The 23,136-nt window shown below is 66.6% G+C and carries 22 protein-coding genes and 2 tRNA genes; 6 read left to right on the top strand and 18 right to left on the bottom strand.

Annotated elements, in window-relative coordinates:
* Positions 1–109: 109 nt before the first annotated feature.
* The 4 genes from ndk to AC0VYP_RS06180 form a co-directional block, all read right to left on the bottom strand.
* Positions 110–517, bottom strand: a complete 408-nt coding sequence (ndk, locus tag AC0VYP_RS06195; protein ID WP_285759279.1) for a nucleoside-diphosphate kinase — start codon at positions 515–517, stop codon at positions 110–112.
* A gap of 162 nt (positions 518–679) precedes the next feature.
* Positions 680–1,039 (bottom strand): DUF4233 domain-containing protein, encoded by a 360-nt coding sequence (locus AC0VYP_RS06190; RefSeq protein WP_285759278.1) that lies wholly within the window; start codon positions 1,037–1,039, stop codon positions 680–682.
* A gap of 2 nt (positions 1,040–1,041) precedes the next feature.
* On the bottom strand, positions 1,042–2,376 hold the full coding sequence (locus AC0VYP_RS06185; protein ID WP_475474176.1) for a bifunctional folylpolyglutamate synthase/dihydrofolate synthase: 1,335 nt from the start codon (positions 2,374–2,376) through the stop codon (positions 1,042–1,044).
* A 161-nt stretch (positions 2,377–2,537) separates the two neighbouring features.
* On the bottom strand, positions 2,538–3,974 hold the full coding sequence (locus AC0VYP_RS06180) for an LVIVD repeat-containing protein (RefSeq protein ID WP_285759275.1): 1,437 nt from the start codon (positions 3,972–3,974) through the stop codon (positions 2,538–2,540).
* A gap of 230 nt (positions 3,975–4,204) precedes the next feature.
* On the opposite strand from AC0VYP_RS06180, the gene AC0VYP_RS06175 reads away from it, so the two are divergent.
* Positions 4,205–4,903, top strand: a complete 699-nt coding sequence (locus AC0VYP_RS06175) for a DUF305 domain-containing protein (RefSeq protein ID WP_285759274.1) — start codon at positions 4,205–4,207, stop codon at positions 4,901–4,903.
* Positions 4,904–5,084: 181 nt separating this feature from the next.
* Here the strand turns inward: AC0VYP_RS06175 and clpX are convergent, their stop codons facing one another.
* The 5 genes from clpX to AC0VYP_RS06150 form a co-directional block, all read right to left on the bottom strand.
* Positions 5,085–6,359, bottom strand: a complete 1,275-nt coding sequence (gene clpX / locus AC0VYP_RS06170) for an ATP-dependent Clp protease ATP-binding subunit ClpX (RefSeq protein ID WP_475472958.1) — start codon at positions 6,357–6,359, stop codon at positions 5,085–5,087.
* Positions 6,360–6,654: 295 nt separating this feature from the next.
* Positions 6,655–7,314 (bottom strand): ATP-dependent Clp protease proteolytic subunit, encoded by a 660-nt coding sequence (locus AC0VYP_RS06165; RefSeq protein WP_285759272.1) that lies wholly within the window; start codon positions 7,312–7,314, stop codon positions 6,655–6,657.
* 54 nt (positions 7,315–7,368) lie between these two features.
* Positions 7,369–7,971 carry a ClpP family protease gene (locus AC0VYP_RS06160; protein ID WP_285759271.1) on the bottom strand — a complete coding sequence of 201 codons (603 nt, stop codon included), beginning with the start codon at positions 7,969–7,971 and terminating at the stop codon, positions 7,369–7,371.
* Positions 7,972–8,221: 250 nt separating this feature from the next.
* Complete coding sequence (tig, locus tag AC0VYP_RS06155) at positions 8,222–9,658, bottom strand: trigger factor (RefSeq protein WP_475472955.1); 1,437 nt, start codon at positions 9,656–9,658, stop codon at positions 8,222–8,224.
* Between the two features lie 250 nt (positions 9,659–9,908).
* Positions 9,909–9,983: transfer RNA gene (locus AC0VYP_RS06150), tRNA-Pro, on the bottom strand.
* 119 nt (positions 9,984–10,102) lie between these two features.
* Between AC0VYP_RS06150 and AC0VYP_RS06145 the strand changes: the two genes are divergently transcribed.
* Positions 10,103–10,176 (top strand) — tRNA-Gly (locus AC0VYP_RS06145).
* Between the two features lie 116 nt (positions 10,177–10,292).
* Here the strand turns inward: AC0VYP_RS06145 and AC0VYP_RS06140 are convergent.
* Positions 10,293–10,523 carry a hypothetical protein gene (locus tag AC0VYP_RS06140; protein WP_475472953.1) on the bottom strand — a complete coding sequence of 77 codons (231 nt, stop codon included), beginning with the start codon at positions 10,521–10,523 and terminating at the stop codon, positions 10,293–10,295.
* Between the two features lie 269 nt (positions 10,524–10,792).
* Between AC0VYP_RS06140 and AC0VYP_RS06135 the strand changes: the two genes are divergently transcribed.
* The 3 genes from AC0VYP_RS06135 (at position 10,793) to AC0VYP_RS06125 (ending at position 14,215) form a co-directional block, all read left to right on the top strand.
* Positions 10,793–11,296 carry an adenylyltransferase/cytidyltransferase family protein gene (locus tag AC0VYP_RS06135; protein ID WP_475472951.1) on the top strand — a complete coding sequence of 168 codons (504 nt, stop codon included), beginning with the start codon at positions 10,793–10,795 and terminating at the stop codon, positions 11,294–11,296.
* Positions 11,297–11,596: 300 nt separating this feature from the next.
* On the top strand, positions 11,597–13,465 hold the full coding sequence (locus AC0VYP_RS06130) for an ABC transporter ATP-binding protein (protein ID WP_475474174.1): 1,869 nt from the start codon (positions 11,597–11,599) through the stop codon (positions 13,463–13,465).
* A gap of 90 nt (positions 13,466–13,555) precedes the next feature.
* Positions 13,556–14,215 carry a hypothetical protein gene (locus tag AC0VYP_RS06125; protein WP_285759264.1) on the top strand — a complete coding sequence of 220 codons (660 nt, stop codon included), beginning with the start codon at positions 13,556–13,558 and terminating at the stop codon, positions 14,213–14,215.
* Positions 14,216–14,482: 267 nt separating this feature from the next.
* Here the strand turns inward: AC0VYP_RS06125 and AC0VYP_RS06120 are convergent, their stop codons facing one another.
* Together AC0VYP_RS06120 and AC0VYP_RS06115 are read right to left on the bottom strand one after the other, a co-directional pair.
* On the bottom strand, positions 14,483–16,099 hold the full coding sequence (locus tag AC0VYP_RS06120) for an MDR family MFS transporter (protein ID WP_285759263.1): 1,617 nt from the start codon (positions 16,097–16,099) through the stop codon (positions 14,483–14,485).
* 115 nt (positions 16,100–16,214) lie between these two features.
* Positions 16,215–16,823, bottom strand: a complete 609-nt coding sequence (locus tag AC0VYP_RS06115) for an acyl-CoA-like ligand-binding transcription factor (protein WP_285759262.1) — start codon at positions 16,821–16,823, stop codon at positions 16,215–16,217.
* 282 nt (positions 16,824–17,105) lie between these two features.
* On the opposite strand from AC0VYP_RS06115, the gene AC0VYP_RS06110 reads away from it, so the two are divergent.
* Complete coding sequence (locus AC0VYP_RS06110) at positions 17,106–17,576, top strand: septum formation family protein (protein ID WP_285759261.1); 471 nt, start codon at positions 17,106–17,108, stop codon at positions 17,574–17,576.
* 377 nt (positions 17,577–17,953) lie between these two features.
* On the opposite strand, the gene AC0VYP_RS06105 is transcribed toward AC0VYP_RS06110, so the two are convergent.
* The 6 genes from AC0VYP_RS06105 to AC0VYP_RS06080 all read right to left on the bottom strand — a co-directional run bounded on the left by AC0VYP_RS06105 (position 17,954) and on the right by AC0VYP_RS06080 (position 23,026).
* Complete coding sequence (locus AC0VYP_RS06105; RefSeq protein WP_475472948.1) at positions 17,954–18,532, bottom strand: (2Fe-2S) ferredoxin domain-containing protein; 579 nt, start codon at positions 18,530–18,532, stop codon at positions 17,954–17,956.
* Positions 18,533–18,537: 5 nt separating this feature from the next.
* On the bottom strand, positions 18,538–19,425 hold the full coding sequence (locus tag AC0VYP_RS06100) for a M23 family metallopeptidase (protein WP_285759258.1): 888 nt from the start codon (positions 19,423–19,425) through the stop codon (positions 18,538–18,540).
* Positions 19,426–19,516: 91 nt separating this feature from the next.
* Positions 19,517–19,717, bottom strand: a complete 201-nt coding sequence (locus AC0VYP_RS06095; RefSeq protein WP_285759256.1) for a hypothetical protein — start codon at positions 19,715–19,717, stop codon at positions 19,517–19,519.
* A gap of 222 nt (positions 19,718–19,939) precedes the next feature.
* Entirely contained in the window at positions 19,940–20,230 is a 291-nt protein-coding gene (locus tag AC0VYP_RS06090) for an antitoxin (RefSeq protein ID WP_285759254.1), read from the bottom strand.
* 93 nt (positions 20,231–20,323) lie between these two features.
* On the bottom strand, positions 20,324–21,664 hold the full coding sequence (gene mgtE, locus AC0VYP_RS06085) for a magnesium transporter (protein ID WP_475472945.1): 1,341 nt from the start codon (positions 21,662–21,664) through the stop codon (positions 20,324–20,326).
* Between the two features lie 258 nt (positions 21,665–21,922).
* Positions 21,923–23,026, bottom strand: a complete 1,104-nt coding sequence (locus AC0VYP_RS06080; RefSeq protein WP_475472943.1) for a PP2C family protein-serine/threonine phosphatase — start codon at positions 23,024–23,026, stop codon at positions 21,923–21,925.
* Between the last annotated feature and the right edge of the window lie 110 nt (positions 23,027–23,136).

Genomic DNA, 23,136 nt, shown 5'->3' with positions numbered 1-23,136 from the left:
TGATTACACAAACGCGCCGATCTTTACAGCACAGAGAACGCGAAAAGGGCCAGGCGTGACCCAGCCGGCTAACCGTCCGAATCTCGCCTGACCCTGCTGAAGAGTGGTACTACCCCAGGTCGGGGAAGAAAAGCTTGATCTCGCGCTCCGCGGAGTAGGTGGAGTCCGAGCCGTGCACGATGTTGGCCTGAACCTCCAGGGCGAAGTCGCCGCGGATGGTGCCGGGACTGGCCGCGACCGGGTCGGTCGCCCCCGCCAGCGCGCGGAACGCCTCGACGGAGCGCTCGCCCTCGACGACCATCGCCACGAGCGGGCCACCGGTGATGAACTCGACCAGGGAGGGGAAGAAGGGACGGGCCGCGTGCTCCTCGTAGTGCGTCTTCGCGGTGTCGGCGTCCAGGGTGCGCAGCTCCAGCGCGACGATCTTGAGTCCCTTGCGCTCGATGCGGGAGATGACGTCGCCGATGATGTTGCGTCGCACTCCATCGGGCTTGATCAGGACAAGGGTGCGCTCCACGGTGATTCTCTCCTCGGCATATTGCACTGTTCGAAAATTCGCCGCCGGTTTGCACCCCACCGGGATGGGGAGGTTTTTACCTTTGGCCGTGCGCAACCCTACCGGTTCGCCTCCCCCTGCCCGGCCGAATCGGGACATCGACCAGGTGGCAGCCCTTCCGGGTCAGACGTCCTGGGATGCCTCGTACTCGGCACGGGCCCTCTCGTACTCGGCCTTCATCGCATCGGTCCTGCGTCCGAGAACGACTCCGGCGATCCACAGGGCCGCGAAGACCAGCCCTGCGAAGGGCAACCCCGGAACCGCGAAACTACTGACCACCATCGCGACCTGGAGCACGCACGCCAGATAGAACGCCCAGCGCATCCGTTGCAGAGCGGCCAGCACCAGAGCCGCCAGCGCGAGGCCGCCCCACACCCCTCCGGCGAAACCCGGGGAGAGGCCGCCCAGCTGAATGGCGACCGGGATGGCCAGACCCAGGACGATTGCCTCGAAAACAAGGAGAACAGCACAGATCGTTCGCACGGTCAGTCCCTCTTCAACAGGTGGGTGGCGTCGCCCGCCGTGATGACCGAACCGGTGACGAGCACACCCGCGCCGCTGAGCTCACCGGTCTCTTCCGCAAGGGCGACGGCCTGGTCGATCGCGTCGTCCAGCCGCTCGGCCAGGTGGACCCGGTCGGGCCCGAAGACCTCCTCGGCCAAGGCGAGGAGCCGAGCAGGCTCCATACTGCGCTCGGAGGAGTTCCGGGTGATCACGACCTCGGCCAGCAGCGGCTCCAGGGGTTCCAGAATGCCCTCGGCGTCCTTGTCGGCCACGATGGCCAGCACGCCCACGAGCCGGCTGAAGGAGAACGCCTCGGTGAGCGTTTCGGCGGTGGCGGCCATCCCGGCAGGATTGTGCGCCGCATCCACCAGGATCGTGGGACTGCGTCGCACAACCTCCATCCGCCCCGGTGAGGACGCGGACGCCAGGGCGGTGCGGACCAGGTCGGGGTCGAGACTGTCGTCGCCCTCGGCGGGGGCCGCGAACGCCTCCACCGCGGCTACCGCGACGGCGGCGTTGCCTGCCTGATAGGCACCGAACAGAGGAAGGAAGATCCCTTCGTATCCGGCACGCAGGCCCTTCAGGGAAAGCTGCTGACCGCCCACCGCGATGTCGCGGTGGGCGACCCCGAACTCCAGTCCTTCGCGGGCGACCTGGGCACCGACCTCAGCGGCGTGGCGCAGCAGCACTTCCGCTGCCTCGACCGGCTGCTGGGCCAGGACCGCGACCGAGTCGGCCTTGATGATCCCCGCCTTCTCGACGGCGATGTCGGCGACGGTGTCACCGAGGTAGGAGGCGTGGTCGATGGAGATGGGCGTGATCACGGCGACGTCGGCCTGGATGACGTTGGTGGCGTCCCATGCTCCCCCCATGCCGACCTCGACGACAGCGACGTCCACCGGGGCGTCCGCGAAAGCCGCGTAGGCCATGCCCACCAGCACCTCGAAGAAGGACATTCGCACGTCATGGGCAGCGTTGACCATCTCGACATAGGGCATGACGTCGTCGAAGACGGCCACGAACCCTTCCTCGGAGATGGGTTCGCCGTCGATGACGATGCGTTCGCGCATGCTGGTCAGGTGCGGGCTGGTGAAGCGTCCGACGCGCAGCCGGCGCTCACGCAACAGCCCGTCGATCATCCTCGCGGTTGAGGTCTTGCCGTTGGTACCGGTCACGTGCACGGCACGGTAGTTGCGCTGCGGCTGGCCCAGCAGGTCCATGAGCGCGGTGATGCGTTCCAGGGTCGGATGGATGATCGACTCGCCGGCGCGGTCCAGGATCGCGGCTTCGGCGGCGCGGTATTCAGGGCTTGAGATCACTGGCTTCTTCAAGGTCACGGTGGGTGCGGATGCAGCCCCGAGTCTAGGTGCTCTGCCCCGCGCCACGCGGGCAGGCCCCGCCCCTGGCGCATTGCGCCTGGGACGGGGCCTGGTCAGCGGTGGTCGCCCCGACAGCGAGGGCCGGACCGGGCGCCGATTTAGTACTTCGTCTGGTTCTGGGGGTTGAACTCGTCGTGGGTGACGGCCTCCGCCCCGTTGAGACGCGGGTCGTCAACCTTGAGCACGTCGAAACCCTGCCCCATGTCGTTGGAGTAGATGTAGCCGTTGTAGTAGTAGGCCGACCAGGTTCCGCTGCCCAGTGACTGGTTGGTGAGCGGGTTGCGCTCGAAGAACCCGATCTCGGTGGCCTTGCGGGGGTTGTTGAAGTCGATGATCGACACGCCGCCCTGGTACCAGGACTGCACGAAGAAGTCCTTGCCCTTGACCGGGATCAGCGAGCCGTTGTGGGCGACGCAGTTCTGGTTGGGCTCCTGGTGACGCGGGATCTTGAAGTACCCGTCGAACTTGAGGCGGATGTCGCCCTTGCCGTGGTCGTTGATGTGACCGTTGAGGCGGTAGAAACCGTTGGCCCCGTGGGTGTCGCCGACGCTTTCCAGGCAGGTGGCCGCGCCGCCTCCACCGAGTTCGTCGGTGAAGAGGACCTTCTTGCCGTCGTTGCTGAAGGTCGCGGAGTGCCAGAAGGCGAAGTTCTCGTCGTCGCGGATCCGCTCGACGACCGTGGGGTTCGCGGGGTCGGCGATGTTGAGGATGATGCCGTCGCCCATGCAGGCCCCGGCAGCGATGTTCAGCTCGACGAAGGCGGTGATGTCGTGGCAGCCGGTCGTGGCCGAGACCCGGTTGCCGTTGGGGGCGGTGCCACCGGGGTTGCCGCCGTCGGGGAACAGGACGGGCTCGTTGACGACGGCCGCCGCACTCGGGTTGTCCACCGGGACCTCGATGACGGAGATCTTGTCGTGCGGCGGCTGGCAGTTGGGGAAGCGCGCGGAGGGCGAGTAGGAGGAGACGTAGACGTAGTCGGTCGTGCCGTCCTTGCTCGGGACCAGCGTGTTGGTGTGCGAGCCGCAGTCGGTGCGCACGGCGGCCACGTACTCGGGGTTGGCCTTGTCGGCGATGTCGAAGATACGGATTCCCTCGAACCCGTTGGGGTCGTCCACTCCCACGGCAGGGCTGCCACAGTTCTCGTCGGCGCGGGGATAGTCGACGGAGAAGTAGAGCAGGTCGCCACTGACCGACACGTCGCCCTGGCCGCCCTGGCACAGAACCTGGGTCACGATGACCGGGCTTTCGGGCTCGCTGATGTCGTAGATGGTGAAGCCGTCGTAGTTGCCGCCGATGGCGTAGTCACCGGTGAACGCGAGGTCGCTGTTGTTGTTGGTCAGCGCCTGGGTCTTGGGGATGTTGGCGATGTGCTCAACATTGTCGCTGGTCACGATCTCAGCGATCGGGGGTTCGGGGCTTGCTGAGGCCGTTGCCGGAACGAGGGCCCCGGCAAGGGCGAGAGCAGCGACCCCGGCCAGCGCTCCGACCCGAAATCGCGCGGGCCGTCTCGTGGACGGTTTGGGGGACACCGGCATGATGACTCCTGTTCAACGCACGCCGAAATTAGCGCAAAGATAGCCAACGGGCACCTGCCGTGAATAGATGACTGAAATCGCACAAAAATGACAGAACGTAGTTGCCGCAGGTCATGGGATGACCACACGCCGTAAAATTTTCTTTATCCCAATCACACACTGGACAAGAAGCAGGGTCTTGCGTAGACAGTCCGCAACAAGGCAGTTGAACTGGCGACGAGGAGCAACCGGTGCGACGAGGGCTGACGGCCGCGATAGGCGCGGCGGTACTAGGGCTGTCCTGTGTTGCCTGCACAAACGGTGGAACAGCCGCTGACGCACCGCCGGTCCTGGCCCCGGGCGCGCCGGGCGAGTCCGCCTCCCCCGCCACCGAGGAGCAGTTGGCCGCGGCCCAGGACGGCAACGGGCACAACGAGGCCGACGTCACCTACATGGTCAAGATGATCATGCACCACGAGCAGGCGGTGGAGATGGCCGACCTGGTGCCCGACCGGGTGGAGAACGCGAAGATCCGTGCGCTGTCGGACCGGATCGACGTCGCCCAGCAGGGTGAGTTGACCATCATGGAGGAATGGCTGGACGTCAACGTCTACCAGCCGGCCCGTCGGAACCCGGCGCACCAGAACTACTGCGGGCTCGGCGGCGACCACCACGGCGACGAGGCCGGCTGCGTGGAACTGGACACCGATCATTCGGACATGCCCGGCATGGCCACTCCCGAGCAGATGGCGGAGCTGGAGTCCGCGTCGGGCGCAGCGTTCGACGAACTGTTCGTGAAACTGATGGTGACTCACCACGAGGGCGGAATCACCATGGCCGAAGACGCGATGATCGACGGCCGGCACTCCCAGGTTCTTCAGATGGCCAACGATCTCATCACCGACCAGAGCCTGGAGATCGAACGTCTGGAGTCGGCCCTCCAGAACTGAGGAGCGGCGCCCCCGCACACAAGCCGTCAGCGGCGACCGGTCCGGTGGCCGCTTTTTGTTCCTCCGGTGCAGAACGGACCGCCGCGGTCATGTCCCGCGACCACCGCGACACCGGAGACGGGAAAACACGTGGGGAGCGCCGCCGGTTCGTCCGGCGGACTCCCCACGGGGCGAAGAGGCGCTAGGCGCTCTTCTCCTCCCGCTCGTCGGCGATCTGCGCACGCGGCACAATCGTCGGGTAGACGTGCTCCATGACGGCCTCACGGGTGATGATCACCTGCGCGACGTCCTCCCTGCTGGGCACCTCGTACATCACCGAGAGCAGGACCTCCTCGATGATGGCGCGCAGGCCACGCGCACCGGTGGCGCGGATGATGGCCTGCTCGGCAATGGCGTCGAGGGCGTCCGGGCTGAACTCCAGCTCCACGTTGTCGAGCTCGAACAACCGCTGGTACTGCTTGACCAACGCGTTGCGCGGCTCGGTGAGGATCTGGATCAGCGCGGCGCGATCGAGGTTGTGCACGCTGGTGATGACCGGGAGACGACCGACGAACTCCGGGATCATCCCGAACTTGAGCAGGTCCTCGGGCATGATCTCGCCGAAGCGGTCGCTGGACTCCATCTCCTGCTTGGAGCGCAGGATGGCGTTGAAGCCCATGCCCTGCTTGCCCACGCGTGCCTCGATAAGGTTCTCCAGACCCGCGAACGCCCCTCCACAGATGAACAGCACGTTCGTGGTGTCGATCTGGATGAACTCCTGGTGCGGGTGCTTGCGGCCGCCCTGCGGGGGCACGCTCGCCGTGGTTCCCTCCAGTATCTTCAGCAGCGCCTGCTGCACACCCTCGCCCGAGACGTCCCGGGTGATCGAGGGGTTCTCGCTCTTGCGCGCGACCTTGTTGACCTCATCGATGTAGATGATGCCGGTCTCGGCCTTCTTGACGTCGTAGTCGGCGGCCTGGATCAGCTTGAGCAGAATGTTCTCGACGTCCTCGCCCACGTAGCCGGCCTCGGTCAAGGCGGTGGCGTCGGCGATGGCGAAGGGGACGTTGAGAATCTTGGCCAGAGTCTGGGCCAGCAGGGTCTTGCCGGAACCGGTGGGTCCCAGGAGCAGAATGTTGGACTTGGCGATCTCGATGTCCTCGTCACGAGGGCGATCGCCCTCGGACTGCACCCGCTTGTAGTGGTTGTAGACCGCGACCGACAGGGCCTTCTTGGCCTGCTCCTGACCGATCACGTAGGAGTCGAGAAACTCGTAGATCTCGCGCGGCTTCGGCAGGCTGTCCCACTTGAGCTCGGTAGCATCCGCGAGCTCTTCCTCGATGATCTCGTTGCACAGGTCAATGCATTCATCGCAGATGTACACACCGGGGCCCGCGATGAGCTTCTTCACCTGCTTCTGGCTCTTGCCGCAGAACGAGCACTTCAGCAGGTCTCCACCGTCGCCGATGCGTGCCACCCAGCTACTCCTTAAAACGTAGGCCACCCCGTCTCGCGGTCCATCCCCACCCAAACGGGGCTGGAACATCCCAGCGGGCTTCCGGCGTGATTCTGACGAGACGGCCGGCGAGCCCGTGTTACGAGCAGGCTACCGATTTTCAGGATAAGCGCTCGGCACCCGGCGATTAACGGTGTGGTCTGTGCGTCGTTCACACGAGCCTAAGCGAAGAAGCGGGCCGGCTTCACCTCGCACGGTCGCACCGCACGGGCTCGACCGGCCCATCTTCTCATCACACCTGGTCGTAGGCCAGAGCCTACTTCAACGAGCCCTTGCGGTAAGGGAGTACGTCGTCGATGATGCCGTACTCCTTTGCTTCCTCCGCGGTGAGGATTTTGTCGCGCTCGATGTCGCGGGAGACCTGCTCGACGCTGCGCCCGGTGTGGCGCGCCAGCGTGGTCTCCAGCTGGGTCCGAATGCGCATGATCTCGTTGGCCATGATCTCGATGTCGCTGGCCTGGCCGTGCGACCCCTCGGTGGCCGGCTGGTGGATCATGATCCGCGCGTTGGGCAGCGCGGTGCGCTTGCCCTTTGTTCCGCCGGCGAGCAGAACGGCTGCGGCGGAGGCGGCCTGCCCCACGCACACCGTCTGGATGTCGGGGCGCACGAACTGCATGGTGTCGTAGATCGCCATCAGCGAGGTGAACGACCCCCCGGGCGAGTTGATGTACATCTGGATGTCACGATCGCCGTCGATGTGCTCCAGCGTCATCAGCTGCGCGATGATGTCATTCGCCGAGGTGTCGTCGATCTGGACGCCGACGAAGATGATCCGCTCTTCGAACAGCTTGTTGTAGGGGTTCATCTCCTTGACGCCATACGTCGTGCGCTCGACGTATGAGGGGAGGACGTAGCGACTCTGCGGAGCCGCCGGGGCCATCCCAGCGCCGTAAGGGCTGATGTCGTACTCGGTCATTACCTGGCCTTCCACACTGCGCCTGTCCACAAAGGGGCTGATGGGTGGGGCGTGTTATGCCCCGCTGCCCGTGACGTCGAGGGTGTCCGACAGCACCTCGTCGATGAAGCCGTACTGACGGGCTTCCTCGGCGGTGAACCAGCGGTCCCGGTCTGCGTCCTTCTCGATCTGCTCCACCGTCTGACCGGTGTGCATCGAGATGCGCTCCAGGAACATCTTCTTCACGTAGATCAGCTGGTCGGCCAGGATGCGGATGTCGGAGGCAGTACCACCGATCCCGCCCGAGGGCTGGTGCATCATGACCCGGGTGTGCGGCAGCGCATAGCGCTTGCCCGGCGCACCGGAGCACAACAGCATCTGACCCATGGAAGCGGCCAGGCCCATGCCGACGGTACGAACGTCGTTGGGGATGTACTGCATGACGTCGTAGATCGCCATGCCTGCGGTCACTGAACCGCCGGGCGAGTTGATGTAAAGCGTGATGTCTCGCTGGCGGTCCTCGGCAGACAGCAGCAGTAGCTCGCCCACGATGCGATTTGCGATGTCGTCATCGACCTGTTGGCCGAGGACGACGATGCGCTGACGCAGCAGACGCTGCGACGTTTGATCGAACATCGAGGGAACGGGCGACTCTGCCGTACGGGCATCGATTCGCATGGACTCATTTTCGGTCGGCGGCACTCTCGTCACCTGCTCCGGAATCGAAACGGTTGCGACGCTTGCGACACTAACGCGCCTGACCGTCCAGCTCGCACCGTTCACGGCCCTGTTCGCTTTGAGCGCAGGTGAGCCCCGCGGCGACCTGGGTGTTAAGCGCCCGGCGAAACGCGCGCGGGCCCCGCGCCCCGGTCGATGTCAGACCGGGGCGCGGAGCCCGTGTGCTATTGGATCCCGAGTGGGACAGCGGCTATGCCTTGTCCGCCTTCTCCGTGTCGTCCGCCTCCGCGGCAGTGGCCTCGGTGGCCTCGGTGGCCTCGGTGGCCTCGACCTCAGTGGCCTCGACGGTGATCGTCTCGGTCTCCTCGTCGGCGGTCTCGACGGTGTCCTGGGCAACAACGTTGCCGGACTCGTCGGTGACCTTGGCCTTGGCCACGACCAGGTTCATGGCCTTGGCGCGCACGACCTCGGTGTAGGCGACCCGGATCTGGTTCGACTGCACGAGGTGCTGGGCGAGCTGGTCGGGCGAGACCCCCATGCGCTGGGCCTGGTTGACGACGTACTGGCTCAGCTCGTCGTTGTCAGCGGCCAGCTCCTCCTGGAGGGCCAGCTGGTCCAGGACGAATCCGGCCTTGACAGCACTGTTGGCGCCCTTGGTGAGCTCGGCCTCGAACTCCTCCTCCGTCTGGCCCTGGGCCTCGAAGTAGGCGTCCTTGGTCAGCCCGCTCTGGGAAAGCTGCTGCTCCAGACTCTGGCGGCGGCGGTCGATCTCCTCGGTGATCACGCTCTCGGGGAGCGGGATGTCCACGGATTCGACGAGCTTGTCCAGGGCGCGGTCGCGGGCCTGGGCGAGCTGCTGGTAGCGGCGGGACTCCCCGAGGCGCGTGACGGCGTCGGCGCGCAGCTCCTCGATGGTGTCGAACTCGCTGGCGAGCTGAGCGAACTCGTCGTCGAGCTCCGGGAGCTCCTTGACCTTCACACTGTGCAGGGTGACGGTGACGTCGGCGTCCTTGCCCTCGTAGTCACCGCCGACCAGCTTGGTGGAGAAGGTGGTGGTGCCACCGGCCTCCAGGCCGATGAGCGCCTCGTCGAGACCCTCAAGCATGGTGTTGGTGCCGATCTCGTAAGAGATCCCGCTGGCCTGGACGTCGTCGAGCTTCTCACCGTCGATGGCGGCGGAGAGGTCGATGGAGACGTGGTCGCCGTCCTGCGCGGGACGCTCGGCCCCGGTCAGGGTGGCGAAGCGCTGGCGCAGGCTGTCCAGCTGCTCGTTGACCTGCTCGTCGGTGACCTCGGCGTCGTTGACGGTGACCTCGAGGCCCTCGTAGTCGGAGACCTCGAACTTGGGACGGACGTCAACCTCTGCGGTAAAGGACAGCTGGTCGCCGTCCTCCAGCTTGGTGATCTCCACGTCGGGCTGGCCCAGTGCGAAGACGTCTTCCTTCTGGACGGCTTCGTTGTAGAGCTCGGGAACCGCGTGGTTGACCGCTTCGCTGATCACCGCGCCGCGGCCGACGTAGCGGTCGATGAGCCGGGCCGGCGCCTTACCGGGGCGGAAGCCCTTGATCCGGACCTGCTTGGCGAGCGACTTGTATGTCACGTCGAAGGCGTGCTCGAGCTCCTCGAAAGGAACTTCGATGGTCAGCTTGACCCGGGTCGGGCTCAGCTCCTCGACATCGGTCTTCACGGGGCGGTACTCCTAGGTTTCCGGCTGTTTTCCGGTACGACCCGGCGGGTGGCACGGCTGAATCGACACAACGCGACGAAGCGGTGTCCGGCGCGGCGCCGACCGGCGGGGGCGTCACTTGGGGACTGTCTAGAGTCTCCTGCGTGATTCTCTTACTGATCACGCTCAGTCTAGGGCAGGTACGAAGGGGTTGACGGCAGCACCGGGCCTGGGCGCGTACGCGCCCAGACGGCACCGTCGAACCATCTCGTCGGGGAGGCGGGATTCGAACCCGCGGCCTCATGCTCCCAAAGCATGCGCGCTAACCAAGCTGCGCTACTCCCCGCAAACTTTCGCGGTGACAGCACTGACCGAGCGTCAATGCGTCACTCACACCGAAGAGACGGTAATGTGTTCTCCGTCGGCTCCACGAGTCTAGAGGAAACTCGAAGGGCCTGATGACACGCGGGTGTAGTTCAATGGTAGAACTCCAGCCTTCCAAGCTGGTCGTGCGGGTTCGATTCCCGTCACCCGCTCCACGCGTAGAAGGGCCAGGCCAGGGGATACGCTCCCCCGCCCTGGCCCTTCTCTCATTCACCACCCATGTCCCGACGTGTGCCACATACGTGCCACAGAGGTCGTGATTTCGAGTTTTTCAGCGACGTGTTCCGGCCGGAGGCGGCTCCTGGCCGTCCTCGTCGTCTCCGATCCGGTCGGCACGCGCACGGTCGAGTTCGCGTGCGGCCCGCTCCCTCAGCTTGTCGGCCAGTGCACGGGCCCGGTCATCGCGCGCGTGCAGGTAGATCAGCGCCGCGCGCGTGCTGGAGTGGCCCATCCGGTTCATCGAACGTGTGCTCGCCGCGCACCGCACCGACGGCGCTGGCACCGAACACCTCTTCCGCGACGGCACGCGCGGTTTCCGGCCCGGCTCGTAGTCCGGCGGTGAACATTTCTCGTTCGGCTGCCGGAGTACGCACCGCGAACGCCGTCTTCCTACCCACCGGTTGTCCCTTCCGCCGCCCGACCCGTGCGTCGGTGTCCGGACAACGGTAGAAGTACGCGGTGACACCGGCGGGAAGAGTGGCGGCGCGTCCCCCCTGCGCTTCCGCCTGAAGGTATCTTCGACAACGAGCCGATACTTGCGATAGGTGGGAAATGACGGGAACCGAGCCGGAGCAGGGGACCGCGCACTCGCTGGCGCTGGACTGGTTCGCACGCCCCACACCGGTCGAACCGCCGGCGATCGTGACCGGCGCCTTCGACATCCTGCACGTGGGGCACGTGCGCTACCTCAGGAGCGTGCGCGAACGCGGTGCACCGCTGTTGGTGGGCGTGGAATCCGACGAGCGGGTACGCGCGTGGAAGGGGCCGGCCCGGCCGCTGAATCCGGCCGAGGAGCGAGCCGAGATGCTCGCGGCCCTGACGTGCGTGGACGGAGTGTTCGTCGTCTCCGGCCCTCCCTCCGCGACTAGCTGGGAACACTACGCGAACCTGCTGGGCCCCCTGCATCCCGCCGCGCTCGCCTTCACCGAGGGAGATCCCTACTCCGAGGCGAAACGGCGTGGCGCGCACGCCCTGAACGCCGCCGCCTGGGAACTGCCCCTGACCCTCGGGCGCTCCACCAGCGCGACCCTGGGCCAGTTGGCGCGCTCGCTGTGACACCGGTTGACAACTCGCTCTCCCCCGCCACGATGCGGGCCGCGCGCGACGGCGCAGGTTGCGCGTTCCGGAACCGAACCGTCCGGGCGTAGCACCCTTCACCTCGCGTGTCCTGCTCGGGCGCGGGTCGGTCCCGGGAAGAGGCCGGCCTGGTCGCGTGTTGAACTGTTTCGACGCGGAGCACCGCTCTGGGGCCGGACCCGCATCCGGCTCCCGTTCTCGGCTGCCTTTTGTACGGCCGTTCCCTGCCCGAGCGGAGCCGCGTCTCTATTCTTTTGGGCGAAGGGCCAGGTGGCGAGCATGATGGGTGGTGGCCCGACCTCGGTCAGGGGGTTGGTCAACGACGGGACCGCCAAAAGCGCGTCGGTGCGTCCCGGGACTGCGCGGCGCATCGTCGCCTACGCGCGTCCGCACTGGAAACGGATTCTGCTGTACCTGCTGGTGGCGTCGGTGAGTTCCAGCATCATCGTGGCCAATCCGCTGCTCCTCAAAGCGATCATCGACCGTGGGATCGGCAACGACGACCCCACCCTGGTGACCTGGTTGGCACTGGCCGTAGCGGCCCTCGCCTTGCTGGAGACGGCACTGGGGCTGGTCGGACGATGGCTGTCCGCGCGGATCGGCGAAGGCGTCATCTACCTGCTGCGTACCCAGGTGTTCACCCAGGTGCAGCGGATGCCGCTGGCGTTCTTCACCCGGACCCAGACCGGTTCCCTGATCAGCAGGCTCAACACCGACGTGGTGGGGGCGCAGAAAGCCATCACGTCGGTACTGCAGTCGGTGCTGTCCAACGTGATCAGCGCCCTGGCGGTACTGAGCACCATGCTGGTGCTCTCGTGGCAGATCACCCTGGCCGCACTGGTCGCCGTTCCGCTGTTCGTCCTGCCTGCCCGGTGGATCGGACGCAAGCTGGCGACGGTGTCGCGCGAGGGCATGAACCTCAACGCCGAGATGAGCTCGCTGATGACCGAGCGGTTCAACGTCGGTGGCGCGATGCTGGTCAAACTGTACGGACGTCCCGAAGAGGAAAGCGCGTCCTTCGCGCATCAGGCGGGCAGGGTCCGCGAGGTGGGAGTGACCCAGGCGGTCTACGGCGGCCTGCTGTTCTCGATGATCGGCCTGATCACGGCGCTGGCCACCGCGATGGTCTACGGCATCGGCGGCAACCTGGTGGTCTCGAATGCCTTCGACCTGGGCACCCTGGTGGCACTCGCCACTCTGCTGACCAGGCTCTACGGGCCGCTCACCTCTCTGTCCAACGTGCAGGTGGACGTGATGACCGCACTGGTGAGCTTCGACCGGGTCTTCGAGATCCTGGATCTGAAGCCGATGATCGACGAACACCCGGCCGCGATGCGGTTGCCTGAGGGCCCGCGGTCGGTGGAGTTCGACCAGGTGTCCTTCCGCTACCCGGGGTCCGAGGAATCCTCGTTGCAGTCGCTCGAACTGCTTCCGCAGCCCGAGAACACCGATGACGCCCAGGTGCTGAGCGGGGTGTCCTTCACCGCCCCCGCGGGCTCGCTGGTCGCGCTGGTGGGCCCCTCCGGAGCCGGAAAGACGACCCTGACCCACCTGGTGACCCGCCTCTACGACCCCACCGAGGGCACGGTGCGAATCGGTGGGGTTGACCTGCGCGAAGCCAGCATGGACTCACTTCGCGAGGGGGTGGGCGTGGTCACCCAGGACACCCAGCTCTTCCACGACACCATCGGCGCCAACTTGCGCTACGCCCGGCCCGAGGCATCCGATGAGGACTTGGCCGAGGCGATGCGGTCCGCCCAGTTGGGCACGCTTTTGGACCTGCTTCCCGACGGTATGAACACGATGGTGGGCGATCGCGGCTACCGCCTCTCCGGGGGCGAGAAGCAGCGTCTGGCGATCGCGCGGCTACTGCTCAAGGCGCCGTCCGTCGTGGTGCTGGACGAGGCGACCGCGCATCTGGACTCCGAATCCGAGGCCGCGGTCCAGGAGGCGCTGGCGACCGCGTTGGCCGGACGCACGTCTCTGGTCATCGCCCACCGGTTGGCCACTGTCCGCGAAGCCGACCTGATCCTGGTGCTGGAGGACGGCCGCATCCTGGAGCGCGGCACCCACGAGGACCTCTTGGAGCAGGGTGGCCTCTACACCGCGTTGTACCGGACGCAGTTCGCCCCGCAGGCCAGGCACTAGAGGGGCTCTTCCTCTCCGATCCCCTCCTGGGAGGCACGGCGCGGCCTCCCAGAAGGGGACGCTGCCACCGACCGCGCTACGGTTCCTGTCATGCGCCCATCAGCCGAAACCCCCCGGTCGCCTGTCACCGCGGACGACCTCGACCATGCTGTAAACCTCGCTGTCGCCGCTCTTCGGGAGGCGCCCGCGGGGTCCTGGGACGCCAGGGCCGGGGCGTTGGACTGGGACTGCTGGGAGACCGTCGAACACCTCAGTGACGATCTCTTCGCCTATGCCGTGCAACTGGGCCCCCGGACACCGCCTCTGACCGGCAGCGTTCCGTTCACGTGTGAGAGTCGTCGGCCTGGTGGCCCGGCGAATTCCGTGCACGCCGACCGCACTGCGGGACCCTCGGGGCTCCTCCAGGTGCTGGAGGCCAGCGGAGCGCTTCTGGTCGCCATGGTGCGCACCACGCCGTCGCGGGTTCGCGCCTACCACAGCCACGGCGTCTCCGACCCCGAGGGCTTTGCCGCGATGGGGATCGTGGAAACCCTGGTGCACACTCATGACCTGGCCGAAGGGCTCGACCTGGCGTGGGACCCTCCCGCCGAGCTGTGCTCGCGGGTACTCGCGCGGCTCTTTCCGGACGTCCCGACGAAGGATGCGGCCCCCTGGCCAACCCTGTTGTGGGCGACAGGGCGGATCGCACTGCCCGGTCTCCCGCGTCGCACCGCCTGGCGCTGGTACGGCGCGGCCGACACCGACCTCTAGCCGGGACGCACCGCGAAACTCCTACGGGGTCGATGGGCAGGGCCTGTCGGGCGGTCTCGCGGCGCGGACTGCCTCCTGCTCCCGACAACACCGGATCGTTTCCGACAACAGAGTGCCCCTGCCGCGGCTGCGGCAGGGGCAGGGGCAGGGGCAGGGGCAGGGGCAGGGGCACCTCACCGGCACCAGGCGATCAGATCGTCCGATGCTTCAAGGAATCCGTTTCCGGGACCGGCGCGCTCCGCTCCCCGACGAGACGCGCGTCCTGGATCAGGGCTGTGCCTCGACCGGCTCCTTGTCGGCTGCTCCGCCCCCTGGGGTCAACGCCAGAGGCGCCTCCTTGATGAAGAAGGCGAGCACGAAGCCGAGGAGGACGATGGGGACCGCGTAGAGGAAGATCGGCGGTAGGGCGTGGGCGAAGGCGTTGGCGACCGTCTCCCTGACCGGGGCCGGCAACGAGCGCAGGATGTCCGGAGTGAGCGAGCCGATGCCGCCTTCTCCCCCACCGATCTGCCCCATCTTCGCGGCGACCTGCGGCGGCGCCTGGGCGACCTGCTCGGTGAGCCGGTTGACGAAGATGGTGCCGAACACCGCGATACCGAAGGACGCACCGATCTGGCGGAAATAGCTGTGCGCGGAGGTCGCTGCGCCCAGATGACGCCTGGGCACGCTGTTCTGCACGATCAGCACGAGGTTCTGCATGTAGGACCCCACCCCGAGGCCCAGCACGAACATGCCGGTGGCGGTGAACAGGTAGGAACTGTCCACCGAGATCCGCGACAGCAGGAACAGGCCCACGGCCAGGATCAGGGAACCGGCGATCGGATAGATCTTGTACCGGCCGGTTGCCGAGACGAGACGGCCGGTGCTGATGGTGGCGGTGAGCATTCCCACCACCATGGGGATCATCATGAGTCCCGATTCGGTGGCGGTGGCCCCGTTCACCATTTGCAGGAAGGTCGGCAGGTAGGAGACGGTGGAGAACATGGCGACGCCCACGGTCATTCCGATCACGGCCGCGAGGGAGAAGTTGCGGTCCTTGAACAGCTCCAGCGGGATGATGGGCTCGACCGCGTACTTCTCGGCGACGACGAAGAGCACGGCGGCGACGACGGTTAGCGCGATCAGCCCGAGAATGACGGGACTGCTCCAGGCGTAGGTGCCGCCGCCCCAACTGGTCAGGAGGACCAGCGCGGTACTGGCGATGGCGAGCAGGGCGGTGCCCAGGTAGTCCAGACTCGGCTTTTCGGCGGACCGGGGCTTGGGAAGTTTGAGTACGGCGATGGTGACGCCCAGCGCCAGCAGGCCGAGCGGGATGTTGATGTAGAAGATCCAGCGCCAGCTCAGGTTATCGGTGAAGAAACCGCCGAGCAGTGGGCCTGCGACCGAGGCGAGGCCGAAGACACCGCCGATGAGTCCCATGTACTTTCCGCGTTCACGGGGGGAGACGATGTCGGCGATGATGGCCTGGGCGCCGATCATGAGACCGCCGCCGCCGATTCCCTGGAGTGCGCGGAACCCGATGAGCTGGGTCATGTTCTGGGCGATGCCCGAGAGGATCGAGCCGATCAGGAATACGACGATCGCGAAGATGAAAACGCTCTTGCGGCCGAAGAGGTCACCTGCCTTGCCGTAGATCGGCATCCCGATCGTGGTGGCGAGGATATAGGCGGTGATCACCCAGGACAGGTGCTCCAGCCCGTTCAACTCGCCCACGATGGTCGGTAGTGCGGTGCCCACGATGGTCTGGTCCAACGCGGCCAGGAGCATCGTCAGCATGAGGCCGACGAAGACCCATCCGACCTGGCGCTTGCTGAGGACAGGAGCGTCCTGGGCCGATCTGGGTTCGGGGTCGGCGGCTGCTTCGCCGTCCGGACGTAGTGCCATGGCGCAGATGCTCCTGCTTCGGATCGGGCGGCCTGCCTCTGGGCACGGTCGCAAAACGGTGGTGGAACCGTCCGCGTTGAACGCGGGACCGGCTCGGCGGCAGACACGGGGATCCTCAGGTCCCGGTGAACTCCTTCTTCAGTTCACTGAAGGTTTCGGCGAGAACTGTCTGCAGGTCAGAGCGCTCGTGCTCGCCTGATACCCAACGACGCATCGAGAAACGCATCGCCGCGGCGCCGATGGCGGCCAGTAGTTGTGGCCGGAGGTTGACGGGATCGTCGCCGATTCGTTCGGCTATGGCCTCCGCGAGCGCCCGCTCCATTGCCGCGAAGCCGGCCATGAACTTGGGGAGCAACTGGGGCTCGCCGCTCAGCAGCTGCTTGCGCAGGTGGACCTCCTCCAGGGAGGGCGAGTACTCGTCGAGCGGTGTCACCAGGCAGATCTTGAGGTCTTCGAACAGTTCACCGGTTGGGCCGCCGGACACGAAGACGGCTCGGGTCTCCCCCTCGGGAATGGGCGGCCCTTCCCCGAGGACCGCTTCCTCCTTGGAGGGGAAGTAGTTGAAGAATGTCCGCGGCGACACGTTGGCCGCCGCAGCGATCTCTTCAACGGTGACGCGCTCGATCCCCTGTTCGACGACGAGCCGCAGGGCCTGGCGCTGAAGTTCCCTGCGCGTCTGGCGCTTCTTACGCTCGCGCAACCCCATTTGGGTCGAATCAGCCACCGGCCGATCATTACATACGATGCAAACTTGCGCAAGATGCAAAGATTTAGCGCAGGCGGCAATCACTGTACCTTTGGGCAAAAAACTCGCTTCGTGACCGAAAAGAGATCGGAAGTTGGGAACTTCATAGATCCGGCCAGACTCATAGAAAAACGGCAACTGGCCCCCGAACTGGAGGAACGCCGAGGCGGCCACAACGGGAGCTTCGCCGAAATGAGCGTGCCACTGTCCCCGGCTGCCGCTATCTTTAAGCTTCGCATTCCCCCGAAAAATGGAGATTTAATGACTAACGGAACATTCCGGACTCGCGTGCGCCGCATCACGGGGACCGCCGCACTGGCCGCGGGCGCCCTGGCGCTGTCGGGTTGCGGCGTGTTGAACGGGCTCATCGGCGGCGACGTCTTCGAGCTCTCGGTGGGCGACTGCATCCCCGAGGAGACCGGTGAGGGCGAGGTCTCCAGCGTGGAGACCGTGGAGTGCTCCGAGCCGCACAGTTCCGAGGTGTACGCCAGCTTCATGGTTCCCGACGGTGACTACCCCGGCGAGGACGCCATCCTTGAGCAGGCCGACACCGACTGCCGCGAGGAGTTCGAGACCTTCGTGGGGACGAACTACGACGAGTCCGAGCTCGACCTGACCTACCTGTACCCGGTCGAGCAGTCCTGGGACCAGTTGGACGACCGCGAGATCCTGTGCTTCGTCGTTGACCCCGCCGGTGACACCACCGGCACCCTCAAGGGCTCGAACCGCTAGCGAGGTTGTCTGCCCCGCATGTTGTCCAGGGCCGGCAAGGCCCCGCACCGGCCGCCGGCGAACCCATGGGGCTGTCGCGGCATACGGTCATCGACATGTGGTGACGAGAAGGACTAGAAAGGACGCTCGGCTCAAAGGTCCCGGCCGGGCGTCTTTCGGCGTCCGGGGGAAGCGCGACCGCAGCACGCGGACTTCCGTCCGCAACGCTCGGTTCCGCTCCCCGGCCGTGGTGGTGCCGTCGCAGCCCGACGACGGGAGAACCCCCTCGTTCTCTTCGTCCGGGCGCTCCGGGCGGCCTCTACCGCGGGGTTGCCACCCGCCTGGTGTCCCGCCTGTTCGACACCGATCACGGAGGAACAGCCGCTCACGCCGTACGACTACTTCTTGGCCGCCAGTTTCTTGGCGGCCTTGGCAGCGGCCTTGGCCTTCTTGGACTTCTGTCCCGCTTTCTTGGCGGCCTTCGCCGCCACCTTGCCCTTCTTGGGCTTCTCGTCCTTGTCCTTGCCCGATGCCACGCCCGGCTCCGCCTTCTCCTGTTTGGCCTTCTTCGCGGCCTTGATCTTCTTCTCTTTCTTCGCTTTCTTGGGCTTCTTGGCATCCTTGCTGGTGATGTGGGGTTCGAGTAGTTCCGGCAGGGGAGCGATGCCCGGCCCTCCCTCGAACACCCAATCGTCGAGCTCACCGATCAGTTTCTCCTCGGTGAAATCGCCGAGCCAGACCGGCCGCCCGCCCGCAGCACGTCCGGTCGAGGAGGGTTGCACGACCACCACGTTGGCCTTGAAACAGATGCCCAGGCACTTGCTGACCCGGACCGGCACGTCGCGCCCCTCATGGTCGCGCAGTTCACTGAGCCTGGCCAGCTGTCCTTTGTGGTCAACACCGGGACGCTTCTTCTTCCGACCGCAGCAGCATCCGCGACACACCACGAGCCGGCACGGTTGTCCCCCCGAAGTCAATTCGATCAACCTCCCCCTGCTGCGTTCGCTCTGCCCGTCTCCCCCACACCGTAGCCGCGCGACTCGGGGTCACCAACGTCGAAGGGCACCCAGGTCTCGGGGAGGTCCCCGCCGCTCAGCGGGGTCGCTGCTGCCGAAGGCCAGCGAAACGGCAGCCCGGCTGCCAGCCAGGCGCGCGGGTGGTCCATCAGTTGGAAGTGCACCTGCGGCTCGGGCGAACTACCCGAGTTCCCACATGCCGCGACCTCCTGCCCCACACTCACCCGGTCCCCTTCCCGCACGCGGAGGGAGCCACGGCGCAGGTGGGCGAGCATCGCAAAAGCGCCGTCGCCCAGGTCGATCACCACATGGTTGCCCAAGAGCCCGCTCGTCCCGCCCAGTTCGCGCACTGCCGTCTCCACGACCATTGCGAACAGCCACGGCCAGGACGTCCGGCTGCGATGGTCGCGCATGTGGTCAACGGCACGAACCACGACCCCCTCGACCGGGGCGTACACCGGAGCACCGAACCCGGGAAACTCCTCGGGCGCGCGACTGAGCGGACGCCAGCCGATGTCGGGCCTGGTGCTGTCGGCCGGATCGGCCAGCAGTGCCAGCGCGTAGCTCTGCCCGTAGGCATGCATTCCCTGGCTGGGGACCCGGTCGGCAGGACTGGCCAGTGCCGTCCATCTCCCGCGAACCGGCGGCTCGACCACCCGGGGCGTGCCGCGTACAAGCCCCAACCGCAGGTAGACGGCCAGACCGACGAGGAAGACGGGACCGCGTACCCACCAGGACACTCCGGCGAACCCGCCGAAAGCGAGCAGAAGCGTCCCCGACCACATGAGGGGAAGGCGCAACCGGGCGAGCAGTACGGGCAGGCGTGCGGGCGGGGGAAGAGGATCGCGGGGCATGGCCCCATCATCCCGCTTGTCGGCACCGCAGACGCGGTGTGCCCGGACCCCGTACGGGGTCCGGGCACACCGGCCGGTGGAATACCAGCGGCTAGAGTCGGGGGCCGCCCTTCCTGGAGCGGGTCATGCCGCGCAGCTTGCGCGTGAGGCGACCCAGTTCACCGCCGCCGGTCGTACGGCGGGGGCCGCGGGTGGTGCGGGACGCGGGGCCCGGGCGTGCGGGTCGGGTCGTACGACCAGAGCCGTTGATGGCGCGCCGGGCTCGGGCAAGAAGGCGGTCAACAGTAGACATCGCAGTCACTCCCTCAGTGGCGTTCGCAGTCACCTTCTTCGCTGCCCGTGCGGCCCTCCACTATGCGGAGGAGCCGATGCACCGCCCTCGCCCGAAGAAGAACCCCGCAGATCAGCGGCAGGATTTTTCCCGCATATCCATGGATCTGCGAAGTCGTCCGAAGCGTCTGTGGTCAGCCGATGGTGGCTTCGGCCGCTACCGGCCGAAGCCACCGGCGTGAAATCAGCGGACGGGTCCGTCACCGCGGGCCGGACCGTCTCCCCGGTGCGGGCCGTCCTCCCGGCTGGGGTCGTCACCGCGGGCAGGGGCGTCCGGCCGTCCGGCATTGTTCTTGTTCTGCCTCTTGAGGTAATCGGTCGCGCTGTCCGTCGCCTTGGTGATCTGGTCGTCGTACTTGCCGCCGGTCTTCTGCTTGGCGAAGTCGGCGGCCTTGTCGAGACCGCCGCTCACCTTGTCCCCGTGCTCGCTGGCGGCCTTCTTGATCTTGTCGAAGGCGTCTCCGAAACCGGCCATCGTCACTACCCCCGTGTCTGGCGCGAAACAATTTCCGTGTCCTGGCACGGCATACCCCGCCTGAGCACCGTTAACGCCTCTGCCCTGTGTGGGTCAGATCCCCAGGACCGCTCGGGCGATCGTGAAGTAGATGAGCAGGCCGGTCGCATCCACCAGGGTCAACACGAGCGGGGCGGAGACCACGGCCGGGTCCACGCCGACCCGGCGCGCCAGCAGCGGCATGGTGCTGCCGATGACGGCCGCCCAGGTGCAGATGACCACGACCGAGGCTGCCACCGCCACGGCGATTTCCGGCCCCACGAGGAAGGAGCCGATGACCAGTGCCACCGCGGCCAGCATGAGCCCCAGCAGGAAACCGACCCTGGATTCCTTCCAGGCGACCTTGGGGAGGTCGCGGAGGCGGACCTCCCCCACTGCCAGGGCTCGCACGATGGCGGTGGCCGACTGCGAGCCGACGTTGCCTCCGGTACCGGTGAGCATGGGCACGAAGAGCGCCAGGGCGGTTACTTGCTCAAGGGTCGCCTCGAACCCCTGCATGACGTTGACGGTCAGGGTCGAGGCCACGATGAGCAGCAACAGCCAGACCGAACGGGCACGGGCCAGGCGCAGCACCCCGACCGCCACGTAATGGGTGTTGACCGGACTGGCACCGGACTGGCGCGCGATGTCCTCGGAGTCGGCAGCCTCGATCAGTTCGAGGGCGTCGTCGAAGGTCAGCAGGCCGACGAAACGCTCCTCGGAGTCAACTACGGGCAGCGCGACCAGGTTGGCCTCCTGCATGAGACGGGCCGCGCCCTCGGCGGGCTCGGTCGCCCTGACTCTGGGGGCGAAGACGTCCACCAGGTCCTTGAGGAGTGTGTCCTGATCACTGGTGACCAAGTCGCTGAGCTGGACCATACCGGCGAGCCGCCGGCCACCGTCCACCACCGGGAGGGTGTAGACGGTCTCGGCGTCGGCGCCTTTGGCCCGGACCACCTCCAGCGCCCGGCCGACCGTGAGGTCGCGGTGCAGAAGGACCGTCTCGGGGGTCATGTAACGCCCGACGGATCCTTCGGGGTAGCCAAGCAGAGCGGCGGTCATCCTGCGCTCGGACGGGCTGAGTCCGGCCAGTGCGCGCGTGGCGATCTTGGCGGGGACCTCCCCGATCAGCCGGGCACGGTCGTCGGGGTCCATTTCCTCCAGCAGCTCGCGGAAGGCTCCGTCACGCAGTCCCATGAGGATGGCCTGCTGCTGGGGGAGGTCCAGTTCCTCGAAGACCTCCAGTTCGCGGTCCTTGTCCAGCAGGCGAAACGGCACGATCGCTTGGTTGTGGTCCATACGGACCAGCTCGTCGGCGATCGCGTAGGGCGGATGCTCGGCCAGCCACAGCCGGATCCCCATCAGGTCGTTGTCCCGGACCAGGTCGGCCAGTTCGACCGTCTCGTCGTCGTTCATGGGCGAGCACCCCCTCGTCATCGCGCGCCGCCGGACCATGGGGGGACCGGCGGATGCCGTTCGGGTGTTCTGTGGGTACGGGGCGGGCGCGGCCGGAAGACTCCCCCGCGGTTGTTTCGGCAGGGGTCCGGGCCGGCGTTGGGCGTGGCGTGCGGCCGCAGCAGGAAAGGCCCGGCCCACCCGACCGGAGAACATCCCGACCCTACCGGTGCGACAGGACCGCGGCGCTTTCCGGAGCCTGGGAGCAGGGCCGGCTGCTCAGGACCGCCAGATCACCACGAGGGCGCAGTCGTCGTTCTTGTCCTTGCTCAGAGTGTCCACGATGCCCTTGGCCCCCGGGCCGAAGCCGTCGGCGACCAAGGATTGCGCCGCGCCCAGGAGCCGGTCAACCCCGGCGTCGAGGTCTTCACCGGGGGTCTCGATCAGACCGTCGGTGTAGAGCATGATGGCGTCACCCGGCCGCAACCTGCCGTGGACGGGTGTGTAGCTCATCTCGGGGATCACCCCGAGCACGACGCCCTTGGCATCGGTGGTCGTCCAACCGCCGGTGGAACTGTCGAACTGGGCGGCCGGCGGATGGCCGGCCGAAGCGATGGAATAGTCACCGGTGCCGAGGTCGATGGACACGTGCACCGAGGTGACGAAGCCTTCGCCCATAGCGGTACGCATGAGGTAGTCGTTGCAGTGGGACAGGAACTGTCCTGGAGGAACCGCGCCGACGAGACTGCCGAATGCTCCGGAGAGCAGGAGTGCGCGGGTTCCCGCGTCCACGCCTTTGCCGGACACGTTGACGACGGCGACGTCGAGGCGGTCGCCCTTGCGCATGGAGACCACGAAGTCGCCCCCGAAGGAGGATCCGCCGGCCTGCTGGAGGATCGCGGTTGACCCCCAGCCCGGGGGCATTGCGGGCAACCGTCCCTGCGCGACCAGCCGGTCGCGCAGTTCCAGTAGCATCTTCTCCCCGCTGAGCCCCTGCACGCCCAGGCGTTCGCGCACACCGGCGAGGAGGTAGGCGAGTACCGCGGTAACACCGATCGTGACCAGCAGACCGGGGCCGACCTGGCCGAAGTCGAGCGCGAAGGCCGTGAAGAGCAGGACCGCGGCGACCACCACGAGCAGGAAGGCGAGGCTCTTGCGCTTGAGCAGCAAACCTCCCGCCAGCACCGTGAGGATCACCGCACTGGGCGGGAACCAGCCGGTGGGACCCCAGACCGCTCCGACGCCGACGCCGACCGCGAGCATCACGAGCGTGATCAGCACCAGGCGATAACGAAACAGCACTTTGCGTCTGAGCACGGCGACAACGCGCTGGGCCAGCGAACGGGCATGGCGGAGGAGTCGGGCAGTCGGAGGAGTGCTCATCGCTGCCGAACTGTAGCGTGCGAAACCAGGCCGAGCACCTCGCACCACGGATGCACTTCCTCATCGACCGAATAACGGGGCAACCGATAATTGCCGAGCGGACAGCCCGA

The organism is Nocardiopsis sp. iso_186, assembly GCF_056173365.1.
The sequence above is the reverse complement of the archived record's forward strand: the minus strand, read 5'-3'. Positions and strand labels throughout refer to the sequence as shown.

Excerpts from the sequence above, each read along its gene's own strand:
- AC0VYP_RS06095 (WP_285759256.1), bottom strand. The coding sequence starts at position 19,717 with ATGTCTACTGTTGACCGCCTTCTTGCCCGAGCCCGGCGCGCCATCAAC.
- AC0VYP_RS06180 (WP_285759275.1), bottom strand. The coding sequence starts at position 3,974 with ATGCCGGTGTCCCCCAAACCGTCCACGAGACGGCCCGCGCGATTTCGG.
- AC0VYP_RS06120 (WP_285759263.1), bottom strand. The coding sequence starts at position 16,099 with ATGGCACTACGTCCGGACGGCGAAGCAGCCGCCGACCCCGAACCCAGA.
- AC0VYP_RS06100 (WP_285759258.1), bottom strand. The coding sequence starts at position 19,425 with ATGCCCCGCGATCCTCTTCCCCCGCCCGCACGCCTGCCCGTACTGCTC.
- mgtE (WP_475472945.1), bottom strand. The coding sequence starts at position 21,664 with ATGAACGACGACGAGACGGTCGAACTGGCCGACCTGGTCCGGGACAAC.
- AC0VYP_RS06110 (WP_285759261.1), top strand. The coding sequence starts at position 17,106 with ATGACTAACGGAACATTCCGGACTCGCGTGCGCCGCATCACGGGGACC.
- AC0VYP_RS06125 (WP_285759264.1), top strand. The coding sequence starts at position 13,556 with ATGCGCCCATCAGCCGAAACCCCCCGGTCGCCTGTCACCGCGGACGAC.
- AC0VYP_RS06090 (WP_285759254.1), bottom strand. The coding sequence starts at position 20,230 with ATGGCCGGTTTCGGAGACGCCTTCGACAAGATCAAGAAGGCCGCCAGC.
- AC0VYP_RS06165 (WP_285759272.1), bottom strand. The coding sequence starts at position 7,314 with ATGACCGAGTACGACATCAGCCCTTACGGCGCTGGGATGGCCCCGGCG.
- AC0VYP_RS06135 (WP_475472951.1), top strand. The coding sequence starts at position 10,793 with ATGACGGGAACCGAGCCGGAGCAGGGGACCGCGCACTCGCTGGCGCTG.
- AC0VYP_RS06130 (WP_475474174.1), top strand. The coding sequence starts at position 11,597 with ATGATGGGTGGTGGCCCGACCTCGGTCAGGGGGTTGGTCAACGACGGG.
- AC0VYP_RS06160 (WP_285759271.1), bottom strand. The coding sequence starts at position 7,971 with ATGCGAATCGATGCCCGTACGGCAGAGTCGCCCGTTCCCTCGATGTTC.
- AC0VYP_RS06080 (WP_475472943.1), bottom strand. The coding sequence starts at position 23,026 with ATGAGCACTCCTCCGACTGCCCGACTCCTCCGCCATGCCCGTTCGCTG.